The organism is Stenotrophomonas sp. 21LCFQ19, from assembly GCF_056861425.1.
On record NZ_JBSPUF010000001.1, the window covers coordinates 249666 to 261848 of the forward strand.

General features: G+C 63.7%; 9 protein-coding genes. 1 reads left to right on the top strand and 8 read right to left on the bottom strand.

Annotation, left to right across the window (positions count from 1 at the left end; genetic code table 11):
• Window positions 1-91: 91 nt before the first annotated feature.
• The 3 genes from AC13FW_RS01100 to AC13FW_RS01110 are packed head-to-tail and all read right to left on the bottom strand — an operon-like array spanning window position 92 to window position 5011.
• Complete coding sequence (locus AC13FW_RS01100) at window positions 92-2536, bottom strand: TonB-dependent receptor (protein WP_482987901.1); 2445 nt, start codon at window positions 2534-2536, stop codon at window positions 92-94.
• Between the two features lie 42 nt (window positions 2537-2578).
• Window positions 2579-3766, bottom strand: coding sequence for an SO2930 family diheme c-type cytochrome (locus tag AC13FW_RS01105; RefSeq protein WP_482987902.1), 1188 nt, complete (start codon window positions 3764-3766; stop codon window positions 2579-2581).
• A gap of 9 nt (window positions 3767-3775) precedes the next feature.
• The gene (locus tag AC13FW_RS01110; RefSeq protein ID WP_482987903.1) at window positions 3776-5011 is read right to left on the bottom strand and encodes a parallel beta-helix domain-containing protein; all 1236 of its coding nucleotides are present in this window, start codon (window positions 5009-5011) and stop codon (window positions 3776-3778) included.
• Window positions 5012-5128: 117 nt separating this feature from the next.
• Here AC13FW_RS01110 and AC13FW_RS01115 point away from each other — a divergent pair, with 117 nt between their 5' ends.
• Complete coding sequence (locus AC13FW_RS01115; RefSeq protein WP_481615701.1) at window positions 5129-6166, top strand: AraC family transcriptional regulator; 1038 nt, start codon at window positions 5129-5131, stop codon at window positions 6164-6166.
• A gap of 56 nt (window positions 6167-6222) precedes the next feature.
• Here the strand turns inward: AC13FW_RS01115 and AC13FW_RS01120 are convergent, their stop codons facing one another.
• From AC13FW_RS01120 to gmk, 5 genes are all read right to left on the bottom strand, one after another.
• Window positions 6223-6606, bottom strand: a complete 384-nt coding sequence (locus AC13FW_RS01120) for a RidA family protein (protein ID WP_057629049.1) — start codon at window positions 6604-6606, stop codon at window positions 6223-6225.
• Window positions 6607-7333: 727 nt separating this feature from the next.
• Window positions 7334-7966 (bottom strand): FABP family protein, encoded by a 633-nt coding sequence (locus AC13FW_RS01125; RefSeq protein WP_482987904.1) that lies wholly within the window; start codon window positions 7964-7966, stop codon window positions 7334-7336.
• A 710-nt stretch (window positions 7967-8676) separates the two neighbouring features.
• Entirely contained in the window at window positions 8677-10836 is a 2160-nt protein-coding gene (locus AC13FW_RS01130) for a RelA/SpoT family protein (RefSeq protein ID WP_282271461.1), read from the bottom strand.
• 106 nt (window positions 10837-10942) lie between these two features.
• The gene (rpoZ, locus tag AC13FW_RS01135) at window positions 10943-11242 is read right to left on the bottom strand and encodes a DNA-directed RNA polymerase subunit omega (RefSeq protein ID WP_282271463.1); all 300 of its coding nucleotides are present in this window, start codon (window positions 11240-11242) and stop codon (window positions 10943-10945) included.
• A gap of 124 nt (window positions 11243-11366) precedes the next feature.
• Window positions 11367-11987, bottom strand: a complete 621-nt coding sequence (gene gmk / locus AC13FW_RS01140) for a guanylate kinase (protein ID WP_296250265.1) — start codon at window positions 11985-11987, stop codon at window positions 11367-11369.
• Window positions 11988-12183: the final 196 nt, after the last annotated feature.

Below are 12183 nucleotides of genomic sequence, written 5' to 3' on the forward strand. Positions count from 1 at the left end.
GGGCGTTCGACGGGCAGCGAACCGGTGGTTCGCAAACTGCCCATCTCACCCCGCAGGCGGGAGAGGGGAGCCCTTTGCGCAGGCGACTCTGCTAGAACTTCACGGTCATTTCCAGGCCGTAGGTGCGGGGGTCGGTGATGGTTGCGCCGACTACGCCGAGGGGATCGCGTCCGTAGGTGTTCAGGCCGCGGACGTATTGCTTGTCGAACACGTTGTTGGCGTACACCGCCCAGTTCCAGTGCTTCAGCGGCGAGGTCCAGCCGATGCGCACGTCGGTGCGCTGCTGTGATTCGCCGATGTTGAGCACCTTGCTGATGCCGCAGTCACCCTGCAGGTCGGAACCTGCGTTGCAGCGCTGGGCGCCACGGTAGGCGTGGCGCAGCGAGAAGCGCAGCTGACCGTTGCCACCCAGATCGGCCACGTAGACCGCGCCAGCCGAGGCGGTGAAGCGCGGTTCACCGGTCGGTGCACCATCAAGATCCACACCTTCCGGTGTCACGTAATTCTTGTACTTGGAATCTATCCATTCGGCCGCCGCATCCAGAGTGAGGCCATCGGTGACCTTCCAGCGCATGTCGAAATCCACGCCGGTGGCTTGCAGATCGCTGGTATCGAATACGTAGACCGGGATATCGACCGGATTGTTCGGATCCGGATCGATCAGGCGGATCGCCTGCCGGTTGTCGTACTGGTAGTGGAAGACAGAGACGTTGTAGGAGAAGCGATCGAAGCTCTGCTTCAGGCCGACTTCCAGATTCCACACATCCTCGTTCTCGAACGCCGGACCGATCTGCAGCGCGTTGAAGCCACCTGCCTTGTAGCCCTTGGCCAGCGAGCCGAACACCATGGTGTCGTCATTGAGGTGGTAGTCGACGACAAAGCGCGGGCTCCAGTCACTCCAGCTCTTCTTGTCGCGCACCAGCTTGCCCTTGTTGACCATGGCCGGCGGGTCGATGAAAGCCATGTCGAAGGTCAGCAGCTCGCGGGTGATCGGGATGCCCATGCCGGCCAGCGCCTGGAAGAAGCCCAGCGCCTCCAGCGTGCCGAGCTTGGCTTCGAGGCCGGGCGCATTGCGCGGCGTATTGAGCCAGGTGAAGTCCTTCTCGTCGCGGGTGTAACGCAGGCCGAAGGTCAGGTTGAGGCGATCGGTGGCCTTCCAGATCACATCACCGAAGGCGGCGTACGAGGTGGTGCCCAGCGTGTTGCTGAAGCGCTCGTTCCATTTCTCGCCGACCAGCGAAATCGGGATGCCGTTCATCTGCGCCAGCATCGAGGTGAAGTTGAACAGGCTGCCATCGGGAATGCCGAGCTGATAGGCCACGCCCATGTTGCGGATGATGTTGTCCACCGCCTCGGTATTGGTATTGACCTCGCTGGTCTGGCGCGCGTCCTCGTCGAAGTAACTGGCGCCGGCCACCCAATCGAAGCGTTCATTGCTGCCGGAGAACTTGAACTCCTGGTAGAAGGTCTCGTTGTTCTCGGTGTTCTTCGAGTCCACGTACAGGTCGAAACGGTTGGTGCCGTCTTCCTCGGTGTGGTTGGTGGAGTCGTACTTGCGCCAGGAGCTGGTGGAGGTGAAATTGCCCCAGGACAGCGCGTGGTCGATGATCAGGCTGACGCCGTCGAAGGTACGCCACTCGGCATTCTCGGCATCGCTGTAGGTCTTGATCTTGCGCGGGTCCAGATAGTCGTCCGGGTCCACCGGTACTGGCGGCCGCGCCGGATAGGCCGGCAACGGCACGATACCGGTGGTGACGCGGCCGTTCTGGTCCAGGCTTTCGTGGTCCCAGGTGATGTAGGCGGTGGTGTTGTCGCCGAAGCGGCTCTGCCAGGCTGCGCGGGTGGCCCAGACATTCTCGCCGCCCAGGTCCTTGCCGGTGGCGCCGTCCTGGAACCAACCGTCACTGGTGTTGATCAGTGCATTGAAGCGCAGCGCCGAGTTGTCACCGGTCGGGATGTTCCACATCGCGTCGGCGTACTTCTTGCCGTAGTTGCCGACGCGCACGGTGGCGCGCGCCTCGGTCTCAGCCTGCGGGCGTCGGGTCACCAGCGAGATCGCACCAGCAGCGGTATTACGGCCGAACAAGGTGCCCTGCGGGCCCTTCAGCACTTCGATGCGTTCCACATCGACGAAAGGCAGCAGCACGCCGCCGCCTCGCCCGCCGTAGACGCCGTCAACGAAGATGCCTACCGCCGGATCGGTACCGATACCGAAGTCGTCGGTCTCCACGCCGCGCAGCCGGAACGATGGCTGGGTCGGCTGCACCGCGCTGATCACCAGTCCCGGCACCAGCGAGTCGATGTCGCCAAGATTCTCGGCGGCCACGTCGTTGAGCAGGTTCTGATCGACTACCTGCAATGCGATCGGCACATCCTGTATTTCCTGCTGCCGGCTCTGCGCGGTGACGGTGATGCGATCAAGCGTGGTGGCAGCATCCTCCGTCGCCGACTGTGCCATTGCCGGGGCAACTACCCCCACTACCATCAGCCCGGCCAAGGCCCGCTGCAGTCCGACTACCAGATTCCGTTGCTTCACTCGCATCGCGTTCTCTCCCACGCAGTGAGGTGTATGCCGGCGTCAGACCGCCGGCGGGCCCGTGTTGCCGGGCTGGCCTTCGCCAGCCGTGTCGCAGTTTGTTTCCAGCGCGTTGATCCATTCCCGGATCAAGGTCACGCCTTCGCTGTGTACAACCGCGCGGCCGACCTCGGGCATCATCACCGCCGGATCATCACTGTCCATGCGGTAGGCGATGATCGAGGCATCCGCATCGCCCGGCTGGATGTCGTAGCGGCGGTTGCCAGTGCCCTTGCCCGCTGCGATCGGCTGCTTGCACATGCCCAGCTTCAGGTGATCCCGGGTGGGTGCGTCCAGCCACAAACCGGAGGTGATGGCCGGGCCGGTACGGCTATGGCAATGACCACAGTTCACGTCCAAGTAGGCGCGCGCCCGCGCCTCCAGCGGCGCGGCAGGATCAGTGGCATCGGCCGCGCGTGGCAGCTGTGCCGGTGCAGGCAGGTCTTTCAGATAGCCGAGTTTGACCAGATGCGCGAGCTGGTTGTCGTGGCCGCTGAGGTAATCGAAATCGCGATTGAGGTTGCGCGCCTTGGGACCGATCGGCAGCAGCTTGCGCGAGCGGTTGTCGGTGATATGGCAACCACCGCATTGGTTCTGGTCCGGCACCTGGTAGGCAAGGGCTTCACGCGAGCCATCCGCGGCAACCAACTCCAGATCCACGCTGGCGCCGGTGCGTTGCAAGGTCGCCTCGGTCTGCTGCGGGTTCCAGACATAGGGCAAGGCCACCCAGCCTTCCTTGCGGTGGACCAGCAGCCGGGTCTCGATCAGACGCACCTTGGACAGGTCCAGGCTCTCTTCATGCAACGAGGACTGCGACGGTGGCGTGCGCGCCACCGACGTTCCATCAGCAGCACCTGTGGCCGGCAGCGGATAGTAGAAGGTCTTGCTGAGGATGGTGCCGACCGGGAAATCGAAGGCATGCTCGGGCTGGTAGCTGGCCGCCTGCCCCTTGGGCATCCATACCGTACGCAGCTTGTGCGCGTAATCGCTGAACAGCGGTGTGTTCAAGTCGTACGGTACGACGCCTTCATTGAGTGTCAGTTTGCCATCGCGGATGCGCAGCACATGCCACTCATCCAGCGTCGCCGGCTGGCCCTGCTCGAAGAAATGCACCGCAGCCGGTTTGCCGCAGCCCACCAGCATCAGCAGGACGCTCACCAGCACGATCACCCGCACCATCAGATTGCGCATGCCAGGACCTCAACCACGCTTCAGATCGATGGCCGGGAGGCGCGGCAGATCACATTCAAATGGCTTGGCATCCTTGCTCGGGTTCTTGTAACCGCCAGGGCCATCGGCGTTGACCACGCCACTGACATTGCGCAGGCAGATCTGCGGACCGACCTTGACTCCATCGACCATGCGCTCCTTGTTGTAATAGCCATCCCACAGCACGTCCGGGAAGTTACCGGTCAGGCCATACATCGCCACTTTCAAGGCCTTCAGATCCAGCCCGTCGGGCGAATCACCGCCGCCGGACAAGGTGTTGTTGTGGATGTAGATGCGTTCCGGATACGGATCGAAATTGGGCGAGGCGCTGCTGTCCTTGTAGCCGGTGGAATACACGCTGGAGACGATGATGTTGGTGGTGGCGTTGTCGCGCACCTCGTTGTCGAATACCTCGATGTCATCGTTGGAGTTGATGACGATGCCCGAACCGGCAGGCACGCTGGCCACCGGCGTGCCCTTGGCACCGAAATTCTCGTGGTTGTTGGCGATGACCTTGTTGTTGAACACACGGATATTGCCGCCCTGCTGCGACAGGCCCGGCATGTTGAACACCAGGATGCCGCCGGTGTTGCCGGTGGCGACGTTGTCGTAGACATCGGCGTTGCGGGTGTTCTCGACTTCGATGCCGGCCACGTTCTGCTCGGCACGGCTGTTGCGCACGATCACCCCATCGGACTGGCCGACGTAGATGCCGGCATCGGAGGCACCGATGGAAATGGTGTTCTCGATCAGCACGTTCTTGGTCAGCACCGGGTAGATGCCATAGGCGCCGTTCTTGGTGCTGGGGCCACCGCTCCACTGCACCTTTACCCCACGGATGGTGATGTTCTCCGATTCGCTGATCTTCAGCCCGTCGCCCTTGGAGTCCTCGATGGTGAGGTTCTCGATGGTGAAGTTGTCGCCGTTGACCAACAGCCCTTCGGCGCCGGCCTTCTGCCCCTTGAAGCTGAGCACGGTCTGGTCCATGCCGGCGCCACGGATGGTCACGCCATCGGCGCGCAGGCTCAGGCTGCGCTCGAACTGGTGGCGACCGGCCGGGATGTCGATCACGTCGCCGGGCTTGGCGTCGAGCAGGCGCTCCTGCAGCGTGGCCGCGAATGCCCCGTCGGCCGCAGCCACGCTTGGTGCCTGTTCGGCCTGCTTCTGGCAGCCGACGACCATGACGGCCAAGGTGGCGGAAACCGCCCAGGTGATGCTGCGCTGCATGACGTGCTCCCATACGGTGGCAGATGTTGGGCGCAGTCTGGCCTTCAGGCAGTGTTCACGCGAAGGGCAAGAACGGCATACTTGGGGGGGCAAAGCGGACAAGCTGGAGGGGCTTGAATGCATCGCAGGATCAGCGGCGGCGACCGCCTGAGCATCGCCAACGTTCCAACCAACATGCTCTGTGGCCTGTTGCTGCTGGCCGAGCAACGCGGCGTCAGCAGCGACAACTGGTTCAATGGGCTGCAATTGAGCGCGGCGCAGCTCAACGATCCCAGTGCCCGCATTTCCTACCGGCAGGCAATCGAGGTGATACGCCGCGCCCTGCCCACCTTCCCCATCGACGGGGTCGGCCTGGCCATGGGCGGCAACCAGAACGGTGGCAACTTCGGCCTGCTCGGCCTGGCGATGAAGACCGCACGCACGTTTGGCGACGCGGTGCGGATAGGGCTGGATTACCAGCGCAACCTCGGCCCGCTGATGAGCTTGGCCCTGGAAGACGGCGGCAGCGACAGCCTGGCCATCGTCGCTACCGCGCCGGATGAAGCCAACGACCTGCTGCAGTTCCTCTGCGAGGAGATGTTCTCCAGCATCGTGATGCTGGGCCGCGAACTGGCAGGCAACGCGTTCAGCCCGCTGCGGCTGGAACTGGGCTACCCGGCACCGGCCTGCATCGACCAGTACCAGGCCTTGTTCCGCTGTGAGCTGCGCTTCAACCAGCCACGCCACGCCTTGGTATTGGAGCAGCGCTGGATGCAGCTGCCGTTTGCCAGCTACAACCCGGTGACCTCGCAACAGGCGTTATCGATGTGCCACGCGCAACTGGCAACGCTGGCCTCGCGCGGCGAAACCACTGCTGCGGTCGAGCGCCAGCTGCGGCCACGGCTGCGTGACAACCCGCAGATGAGCGAAATCGCGCTGGCCCTGCACCTGAGCGAGCGCACCCTGCGCCGGCAATTGGCCGACGAGGAAACCAGCTTCAGCGAGGTCCACGATCGCGTGCGCACCGAGCGCGCATTGGAACTGCTGCAGGACCCGGAGCTCGCCGTTGCCGCGATCGGCAACCAGCTGGGCTTCAACGACGCGCGCGAGTTCCGCCGCGCCTTCAAGCGCTGGACCGGGCAGACCCCCAGCGGAACCCGTTTGCCGCCAAACTGAAACGCAGATGCCCGGTTTCCCGGGCATCTGCTTCACCACCGGATCCGCGCTGCGGATCAGTCGATGATCATGATCGCGTCGACTTCGAACGCGGCGCCCTTCGGCAGGCCCGACACTTCGATGGTCGAACGGGCCGGGAACGGGGCCTGGAAGTACTCCTGCATGACCGCATTGACCTTGGCGAACTCGCCCAGGTCGGTCAGGTACAGGCCCAGGCGCACCATCTTGTCCAGCGAACCACCGGCTTCCTCGGCCACGGCCTTGAGGTTGTCGAAGGCGCGACGGGCCTGCGCGGTGACGTCGCCAGCGACGATTTCACCGGTCGCCGGGTCCAACGGAATCTGGCCGGAGAAATACACGGTGTTGCCGGCGCGCACGGCCTGCGAGTACGGGCCGATGGCGGCCGGGGCATTGGCGGTGTTGATGATCTGGCGGGACATGGACAGCTCCAGTCTGGAAAAGGTGGGCCATTGTAGCGTCGCCAGCTTGGCGGGCAGCTGACTGGGCTGGGCTGGCCTTGGTCAAAAAATCACCACCAGATCGAAAGCACTGCGGCACAAGGCCTGCCGAGGTTTATCCACAGCTTGTAGGCATCACAGGGCACAAGCTGTGTGGATAGCCGCATGCAGGTAGCACCGAGCCATGCGCGGCTGGGGCTTGCCCGGCAAAATTCAAATGAATTTGTGGGAGCGGCGTAAGCCGCGAAGTCGGCAGTCCATCCGACTGGCAGACACGACGACCGATTCATCGATGCCAGCTTCGCGGCTCACGCCGCTCCCACAAGTGCCTCTGCTGTATCGGTAGAGCCCCTACCGAGCATGGCTCGGCACTACAGTGGATCCATCCACAGGTCGTGGACAAAATATCACCATGTTCTGCAGAGGCTTGCAGCGCAAGGGCTGCAGAGCTTTATCCATAGCTTGTCTATGCAGCAGGACACAGTCTGTGTGGATAGCGGAATACAGGTAGAGCCGAGCCATGCTCGGCTGGGGCTCTACCGAAGAACCAGCTGTTGGGTTTGTGGGAGCGGCGTCAGCCGCGAAGCAGATAATCCATCCAGCTGGCCTGCATGCCTGCTCGATTCACTGGCACCAGCTTCGCGGCTGACGCCGCTCCCACAAGTGCGTCCAACCTATCGGTAGAGCCGTTGCCGAGCATGGCTCGGCACTACCCAGCCCGCGCGGTCGGGTTGGGCGTTGGCTCGCCGATCCGGCGCAGCGTATTGCGGTCGGTATGCGCGAACGGCGCGCTGCGGTCCGGGATGACCAGCATCGTTTCCTGTTCGTAGGACCAGCTGCCGTCATCGTTGATGGTGACCTCGATCTCGTAGCTGTCGGTGCGGAATGCGTGTTCCAGGAACGGGTTGGAGCTGATGCCATTGGTCATCGAGCCACGCTCGGCGCGCAGGCGGAAGCGCTTCGCATCGGGCGCCGCCTTGCCAACCGCCATCGCGGTCTGTCCACGCGGAATGGTCAGCGTCTGGATGATCGTGCCGGTCGCCGGCTCCCACAGCCAATAACCGACCTGGTCGTGGAAGGTCTCCACTTCGCCAGGCTTGTGGATACGCGTGTGGTAACGCAGTCCATAGAACAACTGCGGCCCATTGGGCTGTGCGTCGATCGGCTGCAGTTCGACGTGTTCGATGAAGGCCTGCCGTTCGGGGCCATCGGCCTTGGGGTTGACGTCCATGCCGCGCTCGCCGATCCAGATGCCGGCCATCGGCGCCAGTGGCCCCAGGTTTGCCAGCGTATCGGTATCGGCGGTGGGTTCGGTATAGATGTCTTCCGGGAACGTCGTCATGAGGTACAGCCATGTGGGTATCCCGCCCATGGTACGCAGAACACGCTGCAGGCTCACCTCCACCTGTCCACAAGTGATGGACAAAATATCACCATGTTTTGCAGATGACCGCAGCACAAGGGCTGCGCGCGGTTATCCACAACTTGTGTAGGTAGCAGGACACAAGCTGTGTGGATAGCGGGATACAGGTAGAGCCGAGCCATGCTCGGCTGGGGCTTTACCGAAAAACCAGCTGTGGGTTTCGTGGGAGCGGCGTCAGCCGCGAAGCTGATGGTCTTTCAGATTGCGGGCAGCCCGGCTGCTCCAGCGCTGCCAGCTTCGCGACTCACACCGCTCCTACAACAATGTCGGCAAGGCCCCTGCCGAGCATGGCTCGGCACTACGGCGGCTCGCCCACAGCGCGTGGACAAAAAATCGCCATGTTTTGCAGAGGGCCGTGGCACAAGGGCTGCGTGCCCTTATCCACAGCTTGTGTATGCAGCAGGACACAGTCTGTGTGGATAGCGGGATACAGGTAGAGCCGAGCCATGCTCGGCTGGGGCGTTACTGGTGAACCCGACGTGGTTTTGTAGGAGCGGCGTAAGCCGCGAAGCAGATGGTCTTTCAGATTGCGGGCAGCCCGGCTGCTCCAGCACTGCCAGCTTCGCGGCTAACGCCGCTCCTACAACAACATCGGTAAGGCCTCTGCCGAGCATGGCTCGGCACTACCCTTATTGGCGGCGGACGGACTGCACTACCTGCAGGCGGCGCAGGCGACGCATTACTTCGGCCAGGTGGTTGCGGTCGCGGACCTGGATGTTGAAGCACAGCACCGCGGCATTGAAATCGCGGTCCAGGTAGTCCACGCGCTCGATGTTGGAATGGCTGTGGGCGATGGCGGCAGCCAGCTGCGCCAGCACGCCGGTGCCGTTCTCCACCTCGACCACCAGTGCGGTGTCGTAGTCGCCGACCACGCTGGTATCCCAGCCAATCGGCACCCAGCGATCCGGCGTCTTGCGCAGCTCGGCCAGGTTCGGGCAATCCAGTCGATGCACGACGATGCCCTTGCCGGCAGTGTGGTAACCCATGATGTCGTCGCCCGGAATCGGCTGACAACAGTTGGCAAAGCTGACCACGCCACGCTCGCTGCCGTTGATCAGGATCTTTTCCTGGGCACGATGGGTGACGCCGCTTGCGCGCAGTTCGGCATACGACATCAATGCTTGCGCAGCTTGAGTTGGCATCCAGTTGCCCAGCGCGACATCGGCCAGGAAGGCTTCCAGCCGCGGGTAACGGTGTTCGTTGAGGAAGGCATCCAGCCGCCCCTTGGGCAACCGCTCGATCGAGCTGTCCATCGCTTCCAGCGCGCGGTCGAGCATGCTGTGGCCGAGCTGCACGGCGTCCTCATGCTCCAGTTGCTTGAGCTGGTGGCGGATGGCGGTACGCGCCTTGCTGCTGACCACGAACTCCAGCCACTGCGGCTTGGGCGAGGCCGAACGCGCGGTGATGATCTCCACCGTCTGCCCGCTGACCAGACGCGTGCGCAGCGGCACCAGCTTCTTGTCCACGCGCGATGCGACCGCGCGGTTGCCCACATCGGTGTGCACGGCGTAGGCGAAATCCAGCGCAGTGGAATTGCGCGGCAGCGCCAGGATCTTGCCCTTGGGCGTGAACAGGTAGACCTCGTCCGGGAACAGGTCGACCTTGACGTTGTCCAGGAACTCCAGCGACGAACCTGCGGTGCGCTGCGAATCGATCAACTCGACGATCCAGGCATGCGCCCTGCTCTGCGCGCTGTTGGGGCCGTCGCCACCGAACTTGTAGGTCCAGTGCGCGGCCACACCGCGCTCGGCGATCAGGTCCATTTCCTCGGTGCGGATCTGCACTTCGATCGGCGAGCCGTACGGCCCGAACAGCACCGTGTGCAGCGACTGGTAACCGTTGGCCTTGGGAATGGCGATGAAATCGCGGAAACGCCCGTCCAGCGGCTTGAACGCGGCATGCACCCCACCCAGCGCGTGGTAGCAGTTGGGCACGTTGCGCATCACCAGGCGGAAGCCGAACACATCCATGACCTGATCGAAGCTTTTGTTCTCCTCGCGCATCTTGGTGTAGATGCTCCAGGGCGTCTTGATGCGGCTGATCAGGCGGTGTTCCAGCCCTTCGCGCGCCAGACGCTGCGACAGCTGTACTTCCACCTGCGCCATCGACTCACGGCGCACCACCGGCTGGCTGCGGATGTGTTTCTCGATGATGGCGTGGCGCCACGGGTACAGCGCGCGGAAGCCGAGGTTCTGCAGCTCGGACTTGATCAGGTTCATGCCCAGGCGCTGGGCGATGGGCGCGTAGATATCCAGCGTTTCGGTGGCGATGCGGCGCCGCGCCTCGGCACTCTGCGCGCCCAGGGTGCGCATGTTGTGCAGGCGGTCGGCCAGCTTGATCATGATCACGCGCAGGTCGCGCGACATCGCCAGCAGCATCTTGCGGAAGCTCTCCGCGGCCGCTTCCTGGCGGTCGCGGAACTTCAGCTTGTCCAGCTTGGTGACGCCCTCGACCAGGTCGGCCACGGCCTGGCCGAACTCGGCGGCCAGCTCCTCGCCGGTAAGCGGGGTGTCCTCGATGGTGTCGTGCAGGATCGCGGCGATCAGGGTTTCGACATCCAGGCCGAGCTCGGCCAGGATGCGTGCAACCGCCACCGGATGGGTGATGTAGGGCTCGCCGGATTTGCGGGTCTGGCCGGCGTGCGCGGCCGCCCCGACCTCCCAGGCACGACGCAGCAGCGGCAGCTGCTCGGTGGGGAGGTAGCTGGCTGCGCGTTCGAGTTGCAGTACGTAATCAGGTACCACCCCGCCCGCGGGCGTGGCTACCTGGGCGGAAGGGCCTGGGTTCATGGCAGAAGACTATGCCAGCAGGCGTTCCACGGCAATTCCTACAACGCAAACAGCCCGCTTTTGGCGGGCTGTTTGCAGACAACATCAATCGATGCCAGAGAGGCGATCAATCGTCGTTCTTGGACATGTCTTCGTCGGCGACCACTTCAGCGGCTGCCCATTCCAGTGCTTCACGCTCGATGCGCTCGCGCTCGGACTTCTCGACTTCCTCGATCAGCTCGTTGTCGATGCGACGGGCAGCGATTTCGCGCAGCGCCAACACGGTCGGCTTGTCCTCGCTCTCGCTGTTGTCGATCGTCGCCTGGACACCATTGGCCAGCTGACGGGCACGCTTGGACGCCATCATGACCAGCTCAAAACGGTTGTTAACGACTTCCAGGCAATCTTCTACGGTAATGCGGGCCATGCGGGCTCCCGGCGACCTGCAACGGCCGCTCGATCGAATGAGGGAAAGGGGACGGATTGTAGGGGCAGACCGGTCCTGGAATCAAGTCAAGGCCTGAACAGCCCCTTGTGGATCAACCACTTGCTCAGTTTTCAGGGGCCAGCAACGAGGCGATCAGCTCGCCGTGGCGGCGTTGCTGGGGTTCGCAGCGCAGCCGGCTGGCGGCGAAGATCGAGCACATTTCGCCAACGGCGGTATCGAAATCCTCGTTGATGATGACGTAGTCGAACTCGTCGTAATGCAGCATTTCCTCACGCGCGGCGGCCAGTCGCTGGGCCATTACCGCCTCGCTGTCCTGGCCACGCTTGCGCATGCGTTCGTCCAGCGCCTGCCGCGACGGCGGCAGGATGAAGACGCTGACCGCGCCCGGTACCTTCTCGCGCACCTGGCGCGCGCCCTGCCAGTCGATTTCCAGCAGCACGTCCTTGCCGGCCGCCAGCTGCGGCTCCACCGACTGCCGGGCAGTGCCCTTCCAGTCGCCATGCACCAGCGCGTGCTCGAAGAAATCACCGGCGGCGATCATCTGCTCGAACTCGGCAGCCGGGACGAAGTGGTAATGCTTGCCGTTGACCTCGCCCGGACGCATGGCCCGCGAGGTGAAGGAGATCGACAGCGAGATGTGCGGGTCACGCGCCAAAGTGGCGTTGACGATGCTGCTTTTGCCGGCCCCGGATGGGGCAGCGACGATATAGAGGGTGCCACGCATGCGGTGGGCCAACGTCGGAATGGCCCGGCATTGTACCGGCGTGGGCGGGTCTGTGCAGGATCGAGGGTTGAGGGCCTCCAATTATCGCGGGGACGGCTCCACCTGTAGTGGGGGGGGGGGGGGGGGGGGGGGGGGGGGGGGGGGGGGGGGGCGGGGCGCCGCCGGGGGGGGGGGGGGGGGGGGGTGAGTGCTGGAA

Coding starts and splice junctions, on each gene's coding strand:
- AC13FW_RS01115 (WP_481615701.1), top strand. CDS start 5,129: ATGCATCGCAGGATCAGCGGCGGCGACCGCCTGAGCATCGCCAACGTT.
- AC13FW_RS01130 (WP_282271461.1), bottom strand. CDS start 10,836: ATGAACCCAGGCCCTTCCGCCCAGGTAGCCACGCCCGCGGGCGGGGTG.
- AC13FW_RS01125 (WP_482987904.1), bottom strand. CDS start 7,966: ATGACGACGTTCCCGGAAGACATCTATACCGAACCCACCGCCGATACC.
- AC13FW_RS01110 (WP_482987903.1), bottom strand. CDS start 5,011: ATGCAGCGCAGCATCACCTGGGCGGTTTCCGCCACCTTGGCCGTCATG.
- rpoZ (WP_282271463.1), bottom strand. CDS start 11,242: ATGGCCCGCATTACCGTAGAAGATTGCCTGGAAGTCGTTAACAACCGT.
- gmk (WP_296250265.1), bottom strand. CDS start 11,987: ATGCGTGGCACCCTCTATATCGTCGCTGCCCCATCCGGGGCCGGCAAA.
- AC13FW_RS01120 (WP_057629049.1), bottom strand. CDS start 6,606: ATGTCCCGCCAGATCATCAACACCGCCAATGCCCCGGCCGCCATCGGC.
- AC13FW_RS01105 (WP_482987902.1), bottom strand. CDS start 3,766: ATGCGCAATCTGATGGTGCGGGTGATCGTGCTGGTGAGCGTCCTGCTG.